We start from the raw sequence: 20,613 nt of genomic DNA, 5'->3' as shown, positions 1-20,613 counted from the left end.
AGCCGCCGTTAAGCTTGGACTATGCACAGGATGTACGTGCATGGATCAAGCATGATCGATCGACTGCAGTGTCATAACCGCCTTGGAAACCAGCAAGTCATGATGGGTAATGACGATTTCCAGCTTGCACGCCCGGCGGCTCGTCTCCAGTACGACCGGCGTAATGACAACGGCGTTCTCGATTTGCACAGGCCGGACGAAATAAGTCGTCAAATGATCGACGACATAATCCCCGCCGCCGGCATCCTTGGCAGCAATCAGGCCGGCTTGGGTCATGATCGAGGTCAGCACACCATGGGAAATCGTCCCGATATCCGTCGACATTTGCGGCGTGATGATGCCGTGGAAGAACAGCCGTCCCTCCTCGTCCCGCTCCTCGACGAAGCCGTTCCACATCAAATGTTCAAACGTCTCGCCAAGCTGTGGCTCATTGCGGGCATCCCGCATCGCCTGCAGCACCTCTTTACGGGTGACGGAGGAGACGAGCTTCCGGTTGCGGTCGATAACGGGCAGGAAGTCGATGCCTTCCCACACCATAATCTGCGCCGCCGAAGCCAGCGAGGTTTGCAGCCCAACCGTAATCGGATGGCGGACCATGCATTTCTCGATGTGATGGTCTCCGCCCCCGACTTCCTCGACGTTCTTGCGGCTGACGATGCCGATGACCCGGTTCCACTCATCCACGACCGGAAAATGCTGCATGCCCGTTTCAAGTGACAGCTGGTCAAAATCTGAAATATTGCTGTTCACCTTCAGCATGTTTGGTCTCGGCTTGGCGGCGACGATATCCTCGACCAGCATAATCTTCTTCTTGATCAGCCGGTCGAAGAGCGCCCGGTTAATCATCGAAGCCACGGTAAACGTATCATGCCTGGAAGAGATGATCGGCAGATTCAACCTGTCCGCGAGCGCCTTCACTTCACGGCTCGTCCCGAATCCACCGGTAATGAGCACTCCGGAACCCTGCTCCAACGCCAAAGAATGCGCGTCCTCACGGTTCCCGACGATCAACAGGCTTCCGGCGTCGATGTACCGGGCCATGGCGTCGATTTTCATTGCGCCGATCACGTATTTGTGCAGCGTCTTATCCAAGCCTTCCCCGCCCCCGAGCACATGCCCCTCGACGATCTCCACGACATCCCCGAAGGTAAGCTGATCCGAAATGTTGCGCGGCTTCTTCTCGACCCGCACCGTGCCGATCCGCTCTTTCGTAATGACGATGCCGAGATTCTCCGCTTCCTTAACCGCGCGGTAGGCCGTCCCCTCGCTGACGCCCATGCTTCGCGCCAATTTGCGGACTGAAATTTTCGTGCCGATCTTCAGTCCCTCGATATACTGTAGCAGTTGTTCGTGCTTTGTAATGCTCTCCTCATGCCCTTGCAACTGTTACACCCCCCGTTCAAATCTGTACCAATCTGTATCTATTATACACAATTCTATCACAAAAAAACCACACCCTGTTGCCGGCTATGCCGATCATTAAGGTGCGGTTCTCACACTTTACGGTTATTGCGGACAAATAGCCTGAGGGTACAAGCAGGATCATTCTGAACCGACTGCCCTATCCTTGCTTGCTCTCCGCCGGCCATTCCTTCTTCTGCAGCCTGCTCTGCCATTCGCGCAGCTTGGCCCGGCGAACGGCTTCGAGGGAACGCTGCTTCTCATCGCTCACGCCCAGCAGAAAGTGCAGATGCGCGCCAACGACCATAAAGGCAAAGGCCGCCCAAACGATGCCAAAGATCGACAGCCAGCCTGCGCCCGGATCAAATGAGATCAGAGGAAGAGCATATATGAGCATTCCCAGGGCTAAGATCAAATAGATCGCGTGCTTCCATTTGTTCCGCTTTTTTTCCTTCTTGATTAGTTGCAGTGCTTTCATTGTTTTCATCATCCACAGCTCCTTCATCCGAATCTATAAACGAATCTATATTTCTACTCTATGAAGGAGATGCGGCTAATATGAGACTTGACCAAAAAAATAGTATTACGCGTCCGGATTAAGAAAGCTCCGAACCGTACAAATGCTGCAGGCTGTCCGTGATAATTTTGTTCACATCCTGAATGATGACACTAAGACGGCGCTCGGCATCAAATAAACGGCGAATGTTCAAATTCAAGCTCAACACCTCGAACAGCTTTTCCATTTGCTCCATTTCCTCGGGAGACGGCATGTCGCCGCTCATCATCCGCTGCTGTACTTCATTTTGCTTCTGGCGAAAATCGTCCAGCATCCGTTTGCTTTCTGGGTCAGCATCCACCAGCTTTATTGCCGAAGTGATGTCGGACACCTCCTGGCTCTCTTTAAGCGCCTTTGCCAGCTCATGTGCTTTGTCATAAATGTTCATTGTTATATCCTCCTAAAATGTAATAAATCGTTAACGTCCAACCCACAGCAGCAGTATGGACTGGATCAGCCCAATCATGCCGCCTAACAGTACACCGAGCCAGGTAATGGCTCTAAATTCCTTGCCGGAGACGCTGAGTATTACCTCCTCCAGCCGTTCCACAGGAAACTTCTGAACCTGCTCCTTCACGAGCTGCGGCAGACGGATCGCCTTCATCGCAGACGGTATGACGCGGGCAATCAGGCGAAGCAGGCGGTCCGCAAGGCCGGGAACCGCGGCTGCCGCTTGACCCTGCCACGGCTCAAGCAATGAGGCCAGCTTCACGCTCTCAGCCTTGGTAATCCACGCTTCAAAAGGGAGCTTATCCAGTTTCTGCCCGATCCAGGCTTCCGGCTCGCTTCCCGCCAAAGAGCGCAGCAGCTCGCCGAGCGGTTTCTCGCCATATGCTTCCATTCGTGCCTTAATCACGGAGGCGACCTTCACGCGGGCTTCTTCGCCCTGCAAAGCACGGACAAAGGTAGGCGTCAGCTTCTGAACCAGCTTCTCTTCGTCCATGAAGATCGCGGCCATCGTACCGAGAAATCCCCCTGTATTGTCCGCTAGGCCGGAGGCCATTTTGGCGAGCATCCGCTGACCTTGTGAGGAGAGCAGTTCCTCCGCTACGGCATCTAGGATCACGCTGGCTGCCGCTTCGCTCCACAATTGCCGGTTATCGTCCGACCAGCCTGGGACCAAGCTTTTCAGCGGTCTCTGTTCCCATTCATATTTATGCCATGCATGCCGGAAGCCGTATTGAAGAATTGCCCCGAGAGCCGACGCCAATTTGTCCTTAACCGCTTCCCATTCCTCTTCCGACCAGATTCGCATGGCCGCTTCCTTCACCGACAGGCTGCTGCTGGCCCAGCGGTTTAATAATTCGCCCAGCTTCTCCTCCGCCTGATGCCGGAACTCCGGCCGCATCACCATTTCTTGCAGCCCTTCCGCCGTAACCAGGTAATCGGAGACCACATTGCCTAAAGACTCCGCAATGTCTTCCCTCCGCTTCGGAATAAGGCCTGGCGTAAACGGAACGCGCCATTTGCCGATCATGACCGGATTTCTCGGGTGAAAAAGCATTTTTATTGCAAAATGATTCGTGACTCCGCCAACAAAACCAGCTATAGCGACGCTGACTACAATGTATAACCAATCTGCCAACCTTAAATCCTCCCTGTATGTCCCTACAGAATATTTCCGATACGCATTCATAAGCTCTGCAAAGTTATTTCAAAGATAGGTTAATCACCAAGGATTCTATGTCCTCATATGATGCATTACATGTATTTACGAAGACGCATCCAAGACATCAAGCCTAAGCTTGGAAGGAGATCCGCTTCATGCACTCCAAAAAAATTAAGATACAAATCATGAAACCGGGTTTGCTGGAGGATGACTGTCTCGTGCTCGGAGAGCTGCTAATCAAGCAGTTGAAGATTCCGACCAATCATCCGCTTCAGCTATCCTTCGGTTCATTCCGGCAAAATGTCAAAGTCATTTCCTTATCCCGGCTAGACGGGATAAGGATCAGCCAGGGACTTGCCAAAAACATGGCTCTTCCAGCGAGGTCGACGCTTCGGATCTTTTATCGTCCCCAGTCATCCACCATTCAGCTTGGTCCGATCATCGGAGTCCTGATCAGCCAGGATTACCCCGATACACCGGAAAGACCTTTTGGCCCAATCACCCAGTTCTGCCGGGAACTTGCTAATGCTTGTCAACGACAAGGGGTCTTTGTTTATTTCTTTACCCCGTCCCACATCGGAAGCAGCAGCTCAAAGGTGACGGGATGGCTATATGCAGATGACTGGAAGAAAACCGAGCTTCCTGCCGCAAATGTGTTCTATAATCGCCTGACATCGCGCAAATTGGAGAATAAACCTAGCGTACAGCATTTCATGAAAGAAGTAAAATCCCTCTACGGCAGCCATTATTTCAATGAAAAATTTCTAGATAAGACTGAGGTATTCGATGCGCTTGGCAAGGCTCCTTCAGTGTCCGGATATATGCCGGAATCACATTTGTTCCGCAATTACGCCATGCTGAAATCAATGTGCAGCAAGCATCCCATCGTGTTCCTCAAGCCGATCAAAGGCAGCCTCGGCAAAGGAATTATTCGTATATCCCGGCTCGATGGCGGCGGATATCAGACGCTGACCGCCCAAGTGGGCGGCACCCAGAAACAAAATTACGCCAGTCTCTCTAAGTTGTTTGCAGCCTTATCCGGGAAAATGAAGTCGACACGATACCAGATCCAGCAAGGACTTCATTTGATGCTCATGGACCGGCGGCCCGTGGATTTCAGGGCATTGGTGCAGAAGAACAGGTTTGGCAAATGGAGCGTTACCTCCATCGTTGCCCGGGTTGCGAATGATCAGCATTTCGTATCCAACCTGGCGCGAGGCGGCTCTCTCTGCACGCTGAGGAGCGCGATATCACGCAGCACGCTTCCGCCGGCAACCAAGAAGAAATTAAGCGCCAGGCTGAAGAAGGCGGCCCTCGATATCGCATTTGGCATCGATGAACAAATTCCTGCACATTTCGGAGAACTAGGCATAGATCTCGCGGTTGACCAACATGGCCGCATATGGCTGCTTGAAGTGAATTCCAAACCTTCAAAGAACGATAATACGCCGCTTGGCGGAAGCAAAATACGCCCTTCCGTCACGCAAGTAATCGAATATTCACGCTTTCTGTCCGGCTTCTAAGCAAGGAGGACTTCGATGAACCGCTTTTCTCAAGGTATTGTAGGCATCATGGTATGCGAATGCGCTGGCCCCCTCCCTTTTGCGGAAGCGGCATTTTGCCGCAAATTATGTCATATCGGCCATCGGCAGAGAATGACGATATACGTTTTTTGCCCCGGATGGGTAACCCCAGGCAGCAGGAGCATCCCTGGATATACGTTTGAAAACGGGAAATGGATACGAAAGCTGTTTCCGGCCCCGGAAATTATTTACGATCGGTGCATTTCCCCTGACAAAAGACAGCAGCGTCGCAAGCAGCGCTGCCTGGAGCTCCTTACGGACCAGCAGCCCTTCGTTTATTTAACTCGCGCTCTAGCCGGCAAATGGTCTGTCTACCAAGCACTCAAAAAACATCGCACCATTGTCTCCTATCTCCCAGATACGGTTCGTTATGAAAGCCCCGACCATTTGAACCAGTGGCTGTTTGCACATAAAGGAGAAGCCTTCCTAAAGCCGCAAAACGGTACGCACGGGAAGCGGACATTGCATGTGAAGAATACCGAGGGAAAATGGGGAGATGGGCTGATGATTACCGGCAGAGACGGCAGCAATCAACTGTTCCGCAAAAGATTCCGCACTAGGGAAGGTGGACTGGTTTGGATACACCGGTTCATCGGGGCCAGGGCTTTCCTGCTGCAGCCCTATTTGCAGCTGAACAATAGCAAGGGGGAACCCTTCGATGTCAGAGTACTGATGCAAAAAAATGAAAATGGCATGTGGAGCATGACAGGTATGGCAGTACGGGCCGGCCGCAAGCATTCCCTTACCTCTAACCTGCATGGCGGCGGAACCGCGCATAGAGCAATCCCTTACCTGACCAAAGAACTCGGCGAACAGCTCGGAGTTCAGACCGTAGAAATCATTCGTAATCTGGCGACGGCGATTCCGGAACATTTGGAATCCCATTTCGGCCGACTTGCAGAGCTCGGGATCGATTTTGGCGTTGAACCGGGAGGGCAAGTATGGGTTCTCGAGGTCAATTCCAAGCCGGGCAGATCATCCTTCTTCCGCATCGGCGATATGCATGGAGCTCGAAAATCCGTGGAAAACCCGATACAGTACGCTCGATACTTGTTGCTTCGCAAAACTCTAGCCTAGCCTGATGAAGCATTAGGCTTTGAGTCTGGGCTCTAGCAGCTGTTTTGCTTCGCAAAACGATTAGGAGGATAAATTCATGAGTTTGACTTACTGCAATGTCCATTTCACGCAGCAGCCCCAGAGGGTCGTCTACGTGTCGGGATCATTAATGAAGAACCTGAAATTATCAGGAAAGAAGTCCGTTCATCTCAGGCTGGGCCAAGACCGCATTCCTGCAACAGTCAAACCGATTAGCAAACCAGGCAATCATCTCTACCTTGCTTCGGGCGTTCGCAAAGGAATTAAAATTCCGAAATCGGGAGCCGTGTATCTTCGCAGCCTTCAAGATGGCGAAGTACAGCTCGGCCCTCTAATCGGCATACTATCAGACGGCTCCGCAAGCTCCTCCCAAAACCGGTTCGGTTCTAGAACAACCTTCATCAAGCAGCTTCTGAAGCAAGGGAGCAAACAGTCTTATATTTTTGCCTTTACCCCGCGTGATATCAACTGGGAAAAGGAAACCGTCAACGGCCACTTTTTGAACGAATCCGGACGCTTTTACCGCAAAGTAGTACCATTGCCGGATGTCGTATATAACCGCCTGCCCAGCCGCCGGGCAGAAACGACTTCGTCCATCGGTCTCCTCCGTGAGCGATTCATCCGTAAGAAAATTCCATTCTTCAACTGGAGCTTTTTTAACAAATCGGATATATATAAGCTGCTGGAAAGGGACCCTACCGTCAACCGTTATGTGCCAGAATCAATTATGAACCCTACACCCGACCAAATTAAGGATTTACTCGACCGTCATTCGCTCATTTATTACAAGCCGAATAACGGAAGCCTAGGACATGGCATCTACAGACTATCTTATATTCCCAGAAGCGGTTATTATGCCCGCTACCGTTTGAGAGGAAAAAACGCGCTGCTGCGCTTTAACTCCTTTAACAGCATGATACGAACCCTGCATGCGAGGCATGGCCGCGTGCTCAGGAGCTACGTAGCGCAGCAGGGAATCCGTCTTATTGAAATTGACGGCTGCCCCATCGACTTCCGGTTCCATATGCATAAGAACGGCAGGAACAATTGGGTCGTTGTCGGCATCGGGGCCAAGAAAGCGGGAAAAGGCAGCGTAACGACCCATCTTAAGAACGGAGGTTCATTGCTGACCCCCGAACAGGCGCTTGGCCGCGCCTTCGGCTCAAGAGCCGACGAAGTGCTTCGGCATGCCAAGAGCGTAGCTATTACGCTGGCCGAAGCTATCGAGTATCACCAACAGCATCTGATTGGTGAAATCGGCTTCGATATCGGGATAGACAAGGACGAGAAAATATGGATGTTCGAGGCCAATGCCAAACCGGGAAGATCTATTTTCCAGCATCCATCCTTGAAGGCCGAGGGCAAAGCGTCCGTTGAGCATATTTTGGAGCACTGCCTCTATCTCAGTAAATTCCGCAGGAGGGAAGGCTGATGAGCCAGCTCTTAGCCGATAGAAAGCCAGTCGTTGCCGTACTGACCGTAGAAGATCCCGAATGCCTGTTCCGTGGAAATAAAGCCAACTTCAAAGATATTCTGAACACTGGCAAAGATTTTGACTTTCCCGTTTATGTCGTGACTACGAAAGATTTGAAGTTCTCAGCCAAGCGAATCCGAGGCTATCAATACAGTCCCGAAAATAAAGCCTGGTTTAAGCAATGGTTTCCTCTTCCCGATGTCATTTATAACCGGATTCCACAGCGGGAAGACGAGGGAAAACGACTTGTCCGCAAAAAAATCAAAGAATGTATTCAGCATAAGACGATCCACATCTACAATCCCTACTTTTTTAATAAACGCAAGGTGGGCGATTGGCTCAAGAAGAACCGTTCCACCAAAGTGTTCGTCCCTGACACTAAGAGATTGCTTGATCCCGGAACGCTTGAACTCATGATCAAAATTTACGGGCACCTCTATTTAAAGCCGGAATGCGGCAAAGCCGGCAAAGGAATCATGCTCCTGCAATATGATCCGGAACATGAAAAACCTTACCGCTTAACGATCCAGGGCCAGAAATACAGGCATATCGTTTACCGGACCGCTAAATTAGACCTGCTATGGAGACGAATAAAAAGGGAAATGAAAAGAGCGCCGTATGTCATGCAGGAAGCTATTCAGCTCGCTACGTACCGGGACCGCAATTTCGACCTGCGCATACTCGTGCAAAAAACAGGGAAAGGCGCATGGATGGTCACTGGAGTCGGCGCACGGCTCGCTGGCGCAAAGAGAATCACCACCCATGTTCCTCAAGGCGGCAGCATCGAATCTCCTGAAAAGCTGCTAACTCCTACATTCGGGAGCGAGATGACGACATCAATCCTTAACCGCCTGAAATCCAACGCCGTGCTCATCGCCAAGCAGATCGAAAAATCTTCAAAACATGTTCTTGGCGAAATGTCGATGGATCTCGGCATCGATATGGAAGGAAACATGTGGTTTTTTGAGGCGAACAGCAAACCGATGAAATTCGATGAACCGCAAATCCGTAAAAAGTCGCTCGAACGAATTTTTCAATACAGCCAGTACTTGGCAAGCCAACCCAAGAACCCATCCGCTTAAGCCGGAATATTGTGAACCGACTACCGTACAAAGAAGGTGAACGTTTTGTCGCAACCTGTTCTTGGCATATTGACCCTGTATATGAACGATAATAAGCAGCTGGAGGAACGCCATATATACCAGAAGATGATCGTCGAAGGCCAGAAAATCGGTTTGGATGTCTTCGTATTTACTCCGATGGATGTCCAGCATGAGAAAAAAATGATTCATTCCCTGCATTATGATCTAAAAACAAAAAAATGGTCGCGAAAATGGCGCAGCTTCCCGCACCTCATTTTCGACCGGGCACGCATTCAGAAAAACAAGCGCTTCGAGCAGTTGGTCAGATTTCGCAATCGCTATAGCAGCAGCATTACGTTCCTAAACCGGCCGATTCGCGATAAATGGGCGATATATCAGCTTCTGTCAAGCAAGCCAAGATTCAGGCCCCACTTGCCGGAAAGCGCCATATTTCAAAATATGAGCGATGTGTACAGAATCATGCGGAATTATTCGTGTATTTATATTAAGCCCATGCAGGGCACCGGCGGAAGGGGAATACTGCGGATCGACCGGTCGGGGAAAGACTCTTACCTTATTCAAGGCCGAGCGCTGAGCAGAAAAATCATCCCGGCACAGAAGATGCATAAGGCAAGACTTGCCCCGTATTTAATCCGCTGGAAAGCGCAAAAGAATTACCTTGTGCAGCAGGGAATTGAAATTAAACTGCCCAACGGCCGCGTGCATGATTTCCGCATGCTCGTTCAGAAGAACGGCTCCGGGCACTGGGAGGTGACCGGCTGCGCCGGAAGGGTCGGCCCTCCGAGAAGCGTAACCTCCAATCTACACGGTGGGGGGCATGCCGTGCCTATGAGTACGCTGCTGAAGCAAGCCTCCCATAGCGAGGAAAAGCGTGCGGACATACGCCGGACGGCTGAGAGGCTGAGCCTCGATATTGCCGCGACGCTGGAGGCCAATTACGGCGCACTCTGTGAGCTGGCCCTTGATCTTGCGATCGATCCGAGCGGTAAAGTATATTTGCTCGAGGTCAATCCCAAGCCGGCGCGGGAGGTATTCAACCAATCTGGCGATTCCAGTGCTTACCGGGCTGCCATTGTAAAGCCGCTTGAATACGCCCTGTGGCTGCATAAACAAAAAGCCGCTTCTTCCTAACCGGAAGAGCGGCTTGCTTTAGTTTTGGGCGGATTCCTGCGCTTCAGCCGCTTCCGCTGCCTGATCGTACAGCGCAATCAGCTCAGCGAAGGAGGAGATCAGTTGATCGGAGTCGCTTAACTCCTGTCCTTGACCAAAACCAGCATACGCGCAGCCGATAACGGTTTGGCCGTTCTCCTTGCCCGCTTCTACATCGGAAGAGCGGTCTCCAATCATCCAGGCGCTGCTCACGCCATGGTTATCAAGTAGAAGCCTGACCAAGTCGACTTTGGATGCCGTCTGATGCTCGCCAGCGCTGTAGATCCCCTCAAACAGCGAGAAGATGCCGTGCGAGTTCGCTACCTCTTTTACATAATGCTCCAGTCCGTTGCTGGCTACGAAAAGCCTTACCCCGCGCTCGTGGAGCTGCTTCAGCGTTTCGGCCACTTGCGGATAGAGCTCTGTAACATATTCCTTCAAACCGATAAGCTCCAGCTCCAGCAGCAATTCGTCCGCCCGCCGGTGTACGATTGCGTCATGGTCGGGCAGCACTCTTTTCCATATGTCATCCAACAGCATGCCTAATCCGCCAAGTATCCTTTCTTCGGGAGGCGTCTCTCCCTCATACAAGTTCTCTGCGCGAAGCTGATCGAACAAACGATGATATACAGGGATAAGAAGCGTCTCCGTTTTGAACAGCGTGCCATCCATATCAAAGATCATGGCTTCGGGTTTCGTTAGTCGTGTAATTTCCATGTCAGCGTTCCTTCCTGTCGTTGTGTTAGCCCCATGATATTCGAAAGAGCAAGCCTTGTAAACCCCGTTTAACTATAAGTTTCCTGCTTAGAAAAACGTGCAGCGGATATCCTATCTGTGGGGAAAAATAAAACTCTAGGAGGAAATACCGTGAAGAAATTGTCTGCAGCCCTACTATCGGCGTGTTTGTTATTCTCTGTCGCTTCTGCTGTAAGCGCAGCTCCGGCTAATCCACACGAGCAGAAGAAAATGCACACCAAGTCGATGCATAAAACGCATAAGGCTCATACAACGCACAAAACTAAAGCTAAAGCTGCTCATCATCACAAAGGCATTAAAGCGAAAAGCATTAAAGCCAAGAGCATTAAAACTAAAGCGACAAAAATGCCGAAAACTGGTTTCGGCGGAGCTAGCGAACAAACAGAATAGAAGGAGGATGAAAGAGGGCTCACTCCCTCTTTCTCTCTTATATCATGATGAGACGATTATTCATTCTGCTAACCATTGTTCTCGCCGTCAGTTGTTCTGGTTGCGGTCCTGCCAAGCAGGTGAAGAAGAACGCCCAGCCGCAGCCGCATTCCGAATCCGTGCCATCCTCGCCGTCCCCCCCAATTGTGAATGACACAGAAAGGCTGCCGGCAGAGAGTATACGCAAGCCGCTGCCCAAACCCTTTATGCCGACAGAGCTCATAATTCCTACCCTAAAGGTAAAGGCTAGTGTTGAACCGGTAGGTGTGCTTGAAGACGGGCAGATGGACGTTCCGAAACATACGGATATTGTCGGCGTTCTGCATCCCGGCGTAATTGCAGGGGAACCGGGAAATATGGTGATGGACGGCCATGTCGATAGTTATACCGGCCCGGCTGTTTTTTTTAATTTAAAAAAATTAAAACCCGGGGATCCAATCATTGTTCGGGATCATGCCAAACGAAAACTGACCTATATCGTGGAATCCGTAGAATCTTACCCTACATCGGAAGCTCCCGTCGACAGGGTTTTCGGGGATACGAAAGAACGCAGGTTGAATCTGGTAACATGCAGCGGAAAATACAGCAGAAAAAAAAAGGAGCATGAGCAAAGACTGATCGTTTTTGCCAAGCTGGACGGTGATGATGAACTTGACTAATAAATTTGTAGCAACCGTACTTATCCTCTGCCTGACTTTACTTTCCTGCAGAACAGAGGTCTATGCGGATTCGGGCGATCAAGAGGAAAAAGAGGTGCGGGCCTTTTTGGATAGGCTTTATAAGCAGAGAGCCGACACTCTTGTCAGCCGGGATATGGCAGAATTAAAGGGCCTTTATCTAAGTGGCAACAAATTGAGCAAGCACGCTCTCCGCAACGAGGAGAACCGAACGAATTATCTTAACGAGTGGGCAATCAAAAGAGCAATCAAGCTGGTCAAAGCCAATAGCGAGATCCGTATCGTGCGTCTAAGAACCTCCAAGGATACGGCAAAAATATCTCTGGTCCATTCGCTGAAGGTAGATTATACCTATATCAACAAAATGGTACCCGTTCAATCGTTCGGAATCGGAACCGAGCATTTTCTCACATTAAAAAAGCTGGATAACGAGTGGAAGGTCAACAAGGAATGGTACTTGGATCCCCTGGATGAGAACCCGAACAAAATTGCGGTAACCGATGATGGTACTTCCCCTTCCGTGAACTATCAGCAGCAGGTGGTGGACGGCAAAAAATATCGCCGCGCCCGCGCTGTGGAGTACGCGAATAAATATGCAGGAACAGCTTGGGGAGCCGGCAATAACCACAGGTATAACCGCAAATATGCCGATTACTCCGGGCAAGGAGGAGATTGCACCAATTTCGCTTCCCAGGTCGTTGGAGACGAAAAGGAAGGCGGAGGCCTGCCGAAGGCCGGATCATGGCGATACTTTTCCAACAAGGGGGGAAGCGAAGCCTGGATTCGGACCGATTCCTTCTATAATTTTCTTATGTATTCCGGATACGGAAAACTGCTGGCCAGGGGACACTTTCGGGACATTATCGCTCCTTCGGCCAAATACCCGAATGGGGCACTTTCACATATTCAGCCAGGCGACTTGATCGGTTATATTATTAGCGGCAGCGATGTGGATCACTTTTCGATCGTCGTAGGGTTCGATGATTACGGCTACCCGCTCGTCAATTCGCATTCGGCCGACCGTTACCGCGTTCCCTTTGACCTAGGTTGGGATCAGCATACCAAATACTTACTGGTACACATTAGAGATTGACGAATATGCGGGCTTGTCAGCATAACTGCGGTTTAACGTCATACAATGGAAACTGGAAGATATTGACGCTAAACTGGAGGACTTATGAAACTATCCCGCCTGTTAAAGCAATCCGCGATAAGAGCCGGGGCAATGGCTGCCGTAAAATTGATCGGTCTCATCGGACGCGTCGTATTGACGAGACTCGTAGGTGCTGAAGGTATCGGGTTGTACCAAATCGCTTATTCCTTATATGGGCTGCTGCTTATGATTTCCGGAGGATTGCCAACGGCCTTGGCCATTATTACAGCAAAGAAGCCATGGCTTGGTTGGCATTTTTTTAAATGGATTTCCCTCTTTCTGGTTTTATTCGGGGGGATTTTGAGTATGATCGTCTTCTGGAATTCCCCCGCACTCTCGAGCATGTTGGGGAATCCGGATCTGCAATACGCTTTGCGAAGCCTTGCGCCGGCTATTTTCGCGGCCCCATTACTGGGTTTGTTGAGAGGTTACTTGCAGGGGCTGGAACGGTTTAACATCATCGCCTTGTCTGAGTTGACAGAGCAGGCAAGCCGTATTCTGTTCATGCTGATGATCGTCGGCTATTTATTGCCTCAAGGCATACATATTGCGGTCGGCGGAGGGGTGCTGGCTGCATTTATCAGTGTACTCGTGTCTTTCACGCTGCTGACGTTTTATGTGTCCGCTGACCAGCGAAAGAACCCGGCAGCACCGATATCTAGCAGCAAGCTTCCTTTCGCCTGGCTGTTCAAAGCATCCCTCATCATTTCGCTAACGCGCCTTCTGATTCCGGCCTCCGATTTCATCGATGCGATTCTTATCCCTGGCCGACTGATGGCCGCCGGTTATGACACCTCCCAGGCAACCGCCATATACGGCGTAATTACCGGGATGGCTGCTATCATGGCCTACACGCCTACGCTGGTCACCCAAGCCCTGAGCCATACAGTCACCATGCGCTTGGCCAGCTACTCGCAGCAGAAACTCTGGCCCAACTTCCGCAGGCTGCTCTCTTTATCCCTTGAGGCGGCTTGGTTGTGGGGATTATCCGCGTCCATCTACATCTATGTGTACGCCCCTGAGCTGTCCATATTTATATTCAATTCTTCCGAAGCGGCGCTGCCCATCCGATACTTAGCCCCTCTTCCCGTTATTGTTGGCTTTCGCGAGCTATCGACGAGCATTTTATGGTCCCAGGACATCAAGAATATAACTTTCATCGGTTTGTTTACCGGTATAAGCTGCTCCTTTGTTATCCAATATGTGCTTATAGCTATCCCTGGTTGGGGTTATATCGGGGCAGCGCTCGGGATCCTGGCCATGGAGATGATTTCTGCCATCTTTAATTTATACGCTTTAAAGTTAAGGCTTGCCCGCATGCTTCAACTGCTCCCTTCCCTCTTTATAGATGCATTCATATTGATCGGTTCCATGTTCTTGGTCCAATTCATCTCGCAGCACTGGGGAAGCGAATTTAGCAGCTTATCCGGATTTTTTATGCAAACCGTGTTGTTCTTCTCGGCGGCCGGCACCTTTCTCTACATTCGCTTCAAGGGAAAATTATCAACGAGATAGCGCTTTGATATCCTTAATAATTTGGCTGTAAGGCGGATCCTGCCCATCGTATTTCGTAACGATGGTTCCCGAAGCATCTACGAGATAGAAGGAAATGCCATGAATGACCTGGTCCCCAATGGCGTCTTTCTGGATTGCGGTCTTGAAGCTCTGTTGACCAAAGGCCTGAATTTCCTCGAATGAATAGCCCGTCAACGCATGCCAATTGCTCAGGTCATCCGTAAACTTGCCGATATACGTCTTCAAAGCTTCCGGCGTGTCCTTCTCGGGATCTACGGAAAAGGATACGAGATCCGCCTTAAGTCCGGCCGACACATAATCTCGCTTTGCAGCTTCGCCATGTTCGCGGTAAGGGTCGGACATACGGTAGAGCAATTCGTAAACATGAAATGGGCGACCCAAACCTTGCCCTTTAAATCGTCCAGACCTACCTGGCCGCCGTCCTGGTCGGTGAATTCGAACGATTTCACCGGAATGCTGAGGTCATTCGGCTTGCCTCCTCCCCAGGAGAAAGCAAGCACTCCGATTGCAGCGACGACGAGCAAGGCAATAATTCCGATATCGATAATCCGCTTCGAACGCTTCATTGGTCCGGCCCTCCCTCAGCTTCCGTATGGGTGGCGAGCCAAGTAGCCAATGCCTGGATTTCCTCGGCCTTCAGCCTCTTCTCAAACGGCGGCATCCCTTGTCTTCCCGAACTGATCGCCTCGAAAATTTCCTCTTCGCTCAGTTTAAAGCCGATTTCCTGCAGGCTAGGCCCTACTTTTCCGCTAAGATCGACGGCGTGACAGCTGACACAGCTCTGTTTATAGATCAATTTCGCCTTGGCATCGGCGGTACTCTCAGACGGCGAGGAAGCCGAACCACTGTCCGTCGAAGCAGATTGTCCGCAAGCGGTTAATGCCAAAAAAACGAATGCCATAACAAGCAGCTGTAGCGGCCCTTTTTCCGTTCTCATTCGCGTTCTCTCCTTACCGATCATTTAGTCCATATGAGAGCTCTTATCGTAGAGCGAATCCTTAGCTTGTTCGATTTCGTCTTCCGGCACCTCTCCGACGATGAGTTGCTTCCGCGGCATATTATGCATGTCCCGAGCCGTCACGTGCGCGATGACATTGTAAACTCCGTCCTGTTCGAAGGTTTTGTCGATGCTGTAAACTCCATTTCCAGCGTGCGTGCCCTCCAGCATTTCGTGAGCATCGCTACCGCTAAGCCACACTTCAAAAGTTACGGATTTGGCATCCGTCACTTCTTCGCCGCCTTGGGTAACCTTGGCTTGAATCGATGCCGGCTCACCTGGATTCAGCTTCTCGGGCTCACTCTGGATTTGCACATCGATAATTTCGGGAATCCCATCTGTCATTCCTGTATGACTGCCCCCTGAGGAGCACCCTGCGATAATAACGATCATAAGCACGAGCCAAGCGGTCGTCCATCTCTTCATATTCTTCCTGAACCCCTTCACGAGAAATTAGTTACCAATTCCATGGTCCTTTAATTATGCCGAGGCTGCTAAAAAAAACATCCATAACACTCATCTTCCGGCTCATCAACGAATCCGCCGTACATTGGGCATCCGCTTCATATTGCAGCTCTCTGGCCTTCCCAAGCGTAGACTCCGCTATATTATTCGTCACCTGGGCCTCGTTGAAACATGGCGGCGAGACGTACACATGCAGAGTATGGTCCAGAATCATCCGCGTCTGCCCTGATGGCTTGGCGTTGATCGGGATAAAGAACAGGCTTAATAAAATAAGTGCAATTAGCGTCAAGACAATGCTTGTCTTCTTCTTTATGGCTATCCCCCCCTAACTGGCAGTATATCTCATAATTATGAGGCTTAAATGACGATTTTGGGCTAATTAAGTCTTTGAGTTGTTAACATTTTGTGAAATTTCGGCACATGCGAGCTAACCGCCATAGTTATGTAACAAATATCATTGTAGCGGCTGGCATCCAAAAAATAAAGCAAGGATCAGCCGCATGCCAGCGTGATCCTTGCTGTTATTACTTCATGTCATTCTAATATTTGAAATGCCCAATGGTCTCCTTCAACTCAGCAGCCATCTCCGATAGCGTATGAGCAGACGAAGAGATTTGCTCCATCGCCGCCAACTGCTCCTCGGAGGAAGCCGCAACCTCCTGCGCAGCTGAGGCGTTGCTGGTGGCGATCATCGACAGTTCGTTCGCCGTCGCCACGATCTGCTGGACGCTAGCCGAGATTTGCTGGGCCGTCGCAGCGATTTCAGCAATTTGCGGCGTCGTTTCGCGAATGCCGCCCATCGCTTGCTCCAGCCGCTGCATCGTAACGACGGAGACGTTTAGCCCTTCCTCCACCTCGGTCGTCACACGGCCCATCGTCTGCACCGATTCCTCAGCGTCATTCTGAATGGCTTCGATGAGCGCCGTAATTTGCAGCGCCGATTCCGCTGATTGTTCCGCCAGTTTACGCACCTCGCCAGCGACAACCGCAAAACCGCTTCCGTGCTCGCCGGCGCGAGCCGCTTCAATCGCAGCGTTCAAGGCCAGCAGATTCGTCTGGCCGGCAATATCCCCGATCAGCTTCGTGATTTCGCCAATTTCACGCGTACGTTCATGCAGCGAACGGATCTTGCTGCTCGACTGCTCAACCGTTTGATAAATAGAGCCCATCTGGTTGCCCGTCTGTTCGACCGAACGGCTGCCTTCCTCCGCTTGAGCGGAGGACATCTTCGCCAGCTCAGCTACGGCGCTGGTGCGTTCGGCGATCAGCGCAACTCCTTGCGCAATTTCGGCCAGCGCGGTGGAATTCTGCTCCAGCCCCAAAGTCTGCCGTTCAGCGCCGCCAGCAATGTCCTGTACTGCTTCCGCGATATGCTGGCTTGTCTCTGCCGTTTGATCCGAGCTTGACGTCAGTTCCCCGGACGAGCGGGCCACCTGCTCCGCTCCTTCCCCTACCTTGCCAATCAGGCTGCGCAGCTTCTCTTGCATCACTTGGAAGGCCGCAGCCAGTTCGCCGATCTCGTCGCTCGTTTGCACCTGAATTTGCTGAGTCAAATCTCCTTCACTGACGCTCTGGGCCTGCTCTTTCAAGCGGCTGATCGGCCGGATAATGGAACGGATCATGAAATAAATAAATGTAAAGCCAGCTAGAAGGCAAATGGCTCCCGTGAAGAGCGTATTCAATATTATCGGCTTCACAGCCTGGTTGATTTCAGTTAAATCGATCGTACCACCTATTTTCCATCCGGTTAGCTGGTTCGTTATGTAAGTCATGTATTTATTCTGGCCTTCATAGGAAAAGGTGTATTCGCCATGGTCGGTTTCGTACATCTTCTGCTCGGCAGGCTCATTCGTTTTCTCTCCTGCATCATGGACGGGATGTACGATATAATGCTCCTCTCCATCAAGAAGAATCGCATAGCCTTCCTTCCCGACCTTGATATCGCCGAGGATGTCTCGGATCTTGTCCATTCGTAAATCAAGGCCAATTACTCCCGAGCCGTCGGCTGTTGCCATAGACACGGATATCGTAATGTCCCTATTCTCGTCAACGGATACATAAGGCTGGCTGACTACCGCTCGCCCCTGCTCTTTCAGCGCTGACTCGTACCATGGTCTGGTCCGCGGATCGAAGTCCGCCGACAATTGCTGATCCGGCACAGTTAGAATCTTTCCTTCTCTTGTCCCGTAATAGACCAGGCTAACTTCCGGATGAAGCCCGGCATATTGTTCGAGAGACACCAACGTCTCCACAAGCTTCCCCTCATCCAACAAATTCGCCTGGAGCTTCTCCGCATAAAACTGCACGTCGTGCAGCTTCGGCTGAACGAGATCGTCAATGATCGAGTCCGCCAGCTTGATGGACTCGGTCGCGCTCTGCGTAATTTGCTCTTGAATCCCGTTTGTGGCGCTCTTGGCTGCCAAGATGCCAATGACTAAAGAAGGAATAATAAGGATGATTCCAATGGACACAAACAGCTTAACTTTAAAATTGCCGACAAATTTGCTTATGAATGATCTGATGGTTTCTATCTCTCTTGCAACTCCATTTCCTAATATTTCTCTCTCTAACTTTTCATTTTCTTACAATAAAAGAAACAAGAACTCCTGTTCTTCTGTAGAGCTAACGCCTGATCCCCCCTTTCCCTTTAATTTAACAGCCTATTAGGCCAGCAGCCCCTCCGCTATCGCGAAGGGGCCCTGTATTTACCGAAATATTATAGTTGAATCGCACCCAATAGGCAACTATTGCCAGAACTAAAGACCTCTATCCGACTTTTTTGAAAATTTGTTAGTCAGCAAGCAATGACGCAAAATACTGCATATTGCCAACGTAAAAATCACCGTTGTTCAGTCCAGCATCGCTCAGCATTCGCAGTACACTCTCCTGAAAAGCAACCTTGGACGAATAGTCCGCCTGCTCAAACCGATTATCCCGTTTTAGATTTTGCAAATACTCCAGTACCTGGGCGTTATTCTCATTATATTTTTCAATCCATTCCGGATGGCTCGGCACCTTCTTGGCGAATTTAATCAGTTCGTCCAGGCCATGATTGCCGGAAGCAATTTCATCAATGAATTTCTGATACGCGGAAGGATCCGCCTGCTTCATAAGCTCTGAAATATTTACATAGTCGTCTGGGGCACCGATCGGCTTTTGGATCGGCGTTACGTAACTGGCCTTACCCGTCTCCGGATCAACCGTCCGCGTTAACGCGATTGCCGCAATTTTGTTCATAGCCGCCATAAAAGTCTCGGCCTCTTCATCATTCATATACTGAGCAGCGATATATTTAGCCTGAGATAACCCCATCTCGATCAGTACATCGTGCTCAACGTCACTCTCTAAGGACCCAACCACGATCATGTTAGACTGAATGACGCCATACACCGCGTCTTTAACCTTCTGGTCTTTGCCGCTTAGGACTTGCTCCAGAGATGCATTGATATCCGCTGTCCCGTAGTATTTAGCCGCCATATGCTGTATGGCGCCTGCACCAAGCTCGCGTCCGATATCGCTAATTTCTACTTGATCACGATGGACGTAACCCGATAGATTTCCCGTCACCCATCGCTCCGTATTTTCAAGCCGGTCCCGATGAATCCGCGGGGCGGCTGCCTGCCCGGCTTGCGTGCCCGACGTTGTGTTATAAATGTTCATCCTCTGCTATACCTCCTAATTATATCTATGGAGATGCTTCTAGCTTAGCAGTCTGTGATGATGTTTCTATCTCCACCTATTTACATATATCGGATAATCAGGTAGCTGGATGAATATGAACTTCATTATTATTTTGCATCCTGAAGCTCCACGACCGTGTAATTATTCTCCGAGGAAATCCGAAACCCCCAGTTCATCTCCTTCGCTCTTTCCCGCATGATAAGGAGGCCGTAGCTGTCTTCCAATTGATGCGGATCTACCTTAAAGCCGATGCCATTGTCCTTGATCTGAGCGGTCCATCCCGGCTGGCTCGTGCGCTGTTCTCCCTTGATCCAGCCTTTCGTAGCCTGAGCATGCTTCTGAATATTGACAACTGCTTCCCGGATGCTGGCCAGCAGCTCCACTTTCTCTTTAGGGCTCAGCAGCTCATCAGGAATGCTCCACTCAACCTCGATCGGGACAAGCACCTCCTCGGCGATTTGCTTGACCTTCTCGCTTAATGTTTCCCTTTGCAGAACCATCGTCGCCGGTGTTGCGGCATACCTGAGATTTGCAATCGCCTGACGCACATATCGGTTCACCTCATGCACCGTCTTGCGAATTTGGAAGATATCCTTATCGTACTTGGCCTGGTCTGACGTAAATTCAAGGCGATCGACCTTAACGGATAATAAGAATACGGACTGGGCAATACCATCATGCAGTTCTTTGGCCAAATGCTCCCTCGCTTCCAGCGCCGCTTTGGCGGCCCGTTCTGCCTGGAGCTCCTGCTGGATTTTCTCCAGCATATGAAACAGCCTGCTCAGCAATGTCACACTTACAAGGTATACCAGAACCGGAGTCAGCCAATTGCCCAAATCCATCGAGATATAGGGGAGCAGGAACTGATGGCGGACATACTCCCAAATTCCCACAGTGATCGTCGGTATGAACAGAATCATCCATTTGATTTGTTTATAAGTCACGAAAT

General features: G+C 50.6%; 20 protein-coding genes and 1 pseudogene. 9 read left to right on the top strand and 12 right to left on the bottom strand.

Features of this window, described 5'->3' with window-relative positions; all coding sequences use genetic code 11:
* Positions 1–45 precede the first annotated feature (45 nt).
* The 4 genes from ACYUJT_RS02600 to ACYUJT_RS02585 form a co-directional block, all read right to left on the bottom strand.
* On the bottom strand, positions 46–1,383 hold the full coding sequence (locus tag ACYUJT_RS02600) for a DRTGG domain-containing protein (protein ID WP_460318616.1): 1,338 nt from the start codon (positions 1,381–1,383) through the stop codon (positions 46–48).
* 178 nt (positions 1,384–1,561) lie between these two features.
* Positions 1,562–1,888, bottom strand: coding sequence for a hypothetical protein (locus ACYUJT_RS02595; protein WP_460318614.1), 327 nt, complete (start codon positions 1,886–1,888; stop codon positions 1,562–1,564).
* A 109-nt stretch (positions 1,889–1,997) separates the two neighbouring features.
* Positions 1,998–2,345 carry a YlbF/YmcA family competence regulator gene (locus tag ACYUJT_RS02590; RefSeq protein WP_460318613.1) on the bottom strand — a complete coding sequence of 116 codons (348 nt, stop codon included), beginning with the start codon at positions 2,343–2,345 and terminating at the stop codon, positions 1,998–2,000.
* A gap of 30 nt (positions 2,346–2,375) precedes the next feature.
* Positions 2,376–3,542 carry a DUF445 domain-containing protein gene (locus tag ACYUJT_RS02585; protein WP_460318612.1) on the bottom strand — a complete coding sequence of 389 codons (1,167 nt, stop codon included), beginning with the start codon at positions 3,540–3,542 and terminating at the stop codon, positions 2,376–2,378.
* Positions 3,543–3,721: 179 nt separating this feature from the next.
* On the opposite strand from ACYUJT_RS02585, the gene ACYUJT_RS02580 reads away from it, so the two are divergent.
* From ACYUJT_RS02580 to ACYUJT_RS02560, 5 genes are all read left to right on the top strand, one after another.
* The gene (locus ACYUJT_RS02580; protein WP_460318610.1) at positions 3,722–5,089 is read left to right on the top strand and encodes a YheC/YheD family endospore coat-associated protein; all 1,368 of its coding nucleotides are present in this window, start codon (positions 3,722–3,724) and stop codon (positions 5,087–5,089) included.
* A 15-nt stretch (positions 5,090–5,104) separates the two neighbouring features.
* On the top strand, positions 5,105–6,226 hold the full coding sequence (locus ACYUJT_RS02575) for a YheC/YheD family endospore coat-associated protein (protein ID WP_460318609.1): 1,122 nt from the start codon (positions 5,105–5,107) through the stop codon (positions 6,224–6,226).
* 76 nt (positions 6,227–6,302) lie between these two features.
* Complete coding sequence (locus ACYUJT_RS02570) at positions 6,303–7,676, top strand: YheC/YheD family endospore coat-associated protein (protein ID WP_460318608.1); 1,374 nt, start codon at positions 6,303–6,305, stop codon at positions 7,674–7,676.
* The gene (locus ACYUJT_RS02565; RefSeq protein ID WP_460318607.1) at positions 7,676–8,800 is read left to right on the top strand and encodes a YheC/YheD family endospore coat-associated protein; all 1,125 of its coding nucleotides are present in this window, start codon (positions 7,676–7,678) and stop codon (positions 8,798–8,800) included. Before ACYUJT_RS02570 ends, ACYUJT_RS02565 begins: the two co-directional genes overlap by 1 nt.
* A gap of 36 nt (positions 8,801–8,836) precedes the next feature.
* Positions 8,837–9,952, top strand: coding sequence for a YheC/YheD family endospore coat-associated protein (locus ACYUJT_RS02560; RefSeq protein WP_460318606.1), 1,116 nt, complete (start codon positions 8,837–8,839; stop codon positions 9,950–9,952).
* Between the two features lie 18 nt (positions 9,953–9,970).
* Here the strand turns inward: ACYUJT_RS02560 and ACYUJT_RS02555 are convergent, their stop codons facing one another.
* Positions 9,971–10,687, bottom strand: a complete 717-nt coding sequence (locus ACYUJT_RS02555; protein ID WP_460318605.1) for an HAD family hydrolase — start codon at positions 10,685–10,687, stop codon at positions 9,971–9,973.
* 150 nt (positions 10,688–10,837) lie between these two features.
* Between ACYUJT_RS02555 and ACYUJT_RS02550 the strand changes: the two genes are divergently transcribed.
* The 4 genes from ACYUJT_RS02550 (at position 10,838) to ACYUJT_RS02535 (ending at position 14,500) form a co-directional block, all read left to right on the top strand.
* A complete protein-coding gene (locus ACYUJT_RS02550; RefSeq protein WP_460318604.1) occupies positions 10,838–11,116 on the top strand; it encodes a hypothetical protein in 279 nt (92 codons plus the stop codon).
* A gap of 44 nt (positions 11,117–11,160) precedes the next feature.
* Positions 11,161–11,814, top strand: coding sequence for a class F sortase (locus ACYUJT_RS02545; protein ID WP_460318603.1), 654 nt, complete (start codon positions 11,161–11,163; stop codon positions 11,812–11,814).
* Entirely contained in the window at positions 11,801–12,925 is a 1,125-nt protein-coding gene (locus ACYUJT_RS02540) for an amidase domain-containing protein (protein WP_460319737.1), read from the top strand. The genes ACYUJT_RS02545 and ACYUJT_RS02540 overlap by 14 nt, the downstream gene beginning before the upstream one ends.
* A gap of 84 nt (positions 12,926–13,009) precedes the next feature.
* Positions 13,010–14,500, top strand: coding sequence for an oligosaccharide flippase family protein (locus tag ACYUJT_RS02535; RefSeq protein ID WP_460318602.1), 1,491 nt, complete (start codon positions 13,010–13,012; stop codon positions 14,498–14,500).
* On the opposite strand, the pseudogene ACYUJT_RS02530 reads toward ACYUJT_RS02535, so the two are convergent.
* From ACYUJT_RS02530 to ACYUJT_RS02500, 7 genes and pseudogenes are all read right to left on the bottom strand, one after another.
* Positions 14,489–15,087, bottom strand: a pseudogene (locus ACYUJT_RS02530) (SCO family protein). The gene ACYUJT_RS02535 and the pseudogene ACYUJT_RS02530 overlap by 12 nt on opposite strands.
* The gene (locus ACYUJT_RS02525; protein ID WP_460318601.1) at positions 15,084–15,458 is read right to left on the bottom strand and encodes a c-type cytochrome; all 375 of its coding nucleotides are present in this window, start codon (positions 15,456–15,458) and stop codon (positions 15,084–15,086) included. The pseudogene ACYUJT_RS02530 and the gene ACYUJT_RS02525 overlap by 4 nt, the downstream one beginning before the upstream one ends.
* Positions 15,459–15,482: 24 nt before the next feature.
* Complete coding sequence (locus tag ACYUJT_RS02520) at positions 15,483–15,944, bottom strand: FixH family protein (RefSeq protein ID WP_460318599.1); 462 nt, start codon at positions 15,942–15,944, stop codon at positions 15,483–15,485.
* A 31-nt stretch (positions 15,945–15,975) separates the two neighbouring features.
* On the bottom strand, positions 15,976–16,272 hold the full coding sequence (locus tag ACYUJT_RS02515; protein WP_460318598.1) for a hypothetical protein: 297 nt from the start codon (positions 16,270–16,272) through the stop codon (positions 15,976–15,978).
* 250 nt (positions 16,273–16,522) lie between these two features.
* A complete protein-coding gene (locus ACYUJT_RS02510) occupies positions 16,523–18,454 on the bottom strand; it encodes a methyl-accepting chemotaxis protein (protein ID WP_460318596.1) in 1,932 nt (643 codons plus the stop codon).
* 319 nt (positions 18,455–18,773) lie between these two features.
* Positions 18,774–19,643 (bottom strand): hypothetical protein, encoded by an 870-nt coding sequence (locus ACYUJT_RS02505; RefSeq protein WP_460318595.1) that lies wholly within the window; start codon positions 19,641–19,643, stop codon positions 18,774–18,776.
* 128 nt (positions 19,644–19,771) lie between these two features.
* Entirely contained in the window at positions 19,772–20,608 is an 837-nt protein-coding gene (locus tag ACYUJT_RS02500) for a sensor histidine kinase (protein WP_460318593.1), read from the bottom strand.
* Between the last annotated feature and the right edge of the window lie 5 nt (positions 20,609–20,613).

The organism is Paenibacillus sp. YSY-4.3 (genome assembly GCF_054767475.1).
This window is presented reverse-complemented; position numbering and strand designations above follow the sequence as displayed.

Bases quoted from the DNA above. Each gene is read 5' to 3' on its own strand.
- ACYUJT_RS02595 (WP_460318614.1), bottom strand. From the start codon at position 1,888: ATGAAAACAATGAAAGCACTGCAACTAATCAAGAAGGAAAAAAAGCGG.
- ACYUJT_RS02590 (WP_460318613.1), bottom strand. From the start codon at position 2,345: ATGAACATTTATGACAAAGCACATGAGCTGGCAAAGGCGCTTAAAGAG.
- ACYUJT_RS02580 (WP_460318610.1), top strand. From the start codon at position 3,722: ATGCACTCCAAAAAAATTAAGATACAAATCATGAAACCGGGTTTGCTG.
- ACYUJT_RS02575 (WP_460318609.1), top strand. From the start codon at position 5,105: ATGAACCGCTTTTCTCAAGGTATTGTAGGCATCATGGTATGCGAATGC.
- ACYUJT_RS02570 (WP_460318608.1), top strand. From the start codon at position 6,303: ATGAGTTTGACTTACTGCAATGTCCATTTCACGCAGCAGCCCCAGAGG.
- ACYUJT_RS02565 (WP_460318607.1), top strand. From the start codon at position 7,676: ATGAGCCAGCTCTTAGCCGATAGAAAGCCAGTCGTTGCCGTACTGACC.
- ACYUJT_RS02555 (WP_460318605.1), bottom strand. From the start codon at position 10,687: ATGGAAATTACACGACTAACGAAACCCGAAGCCATGATCTTTGATATG.
- ACYUJT_RS02545 (WP_460318603.1), top strand. From the start codon at position 11,161: ATGATGAGACGATTATTCATTCTGCTAACCATTGTTCTCGCCGTCAGT.
- ACYUJT_RS02540 (WP_460319737.1), top strand. From the start codon at position 11,801: ATGAACTTGACTAATAAATTTGTAGCAACCGTACTTATCCTCTGCCTG.
- ACYUJT_RS02535 (WP_460318602.1), top strand. From the start codon at position 13,010: ATGAAACTATCCCGCCTGTTAAAGCAATCCGCGATAAGAGCCGGGGCA.
- ACYUJT_RS02525 (WP_460318601.1), bottom strand. From the start codon at position 15,458: ATGAGAACGGAAAAAGGGCCGCTACAGCTGCTTGTTATGGCATTCGTT.
- ACYUJT_RS02520 (WP_460318599.1), bottom strand. From the start codon at position 15,944: ATGAAGAGATGGACGACCGCTTGGCTCGTGCTTATGATCGTTATTATC.
- ACYUJT_RS02505 (WP_460318595.1), bottom strand. From the start codon at position 19,643: ATGAACATTTATAACACAACGTCGGGCACGCAAGCCGGGCAGGCAGCC.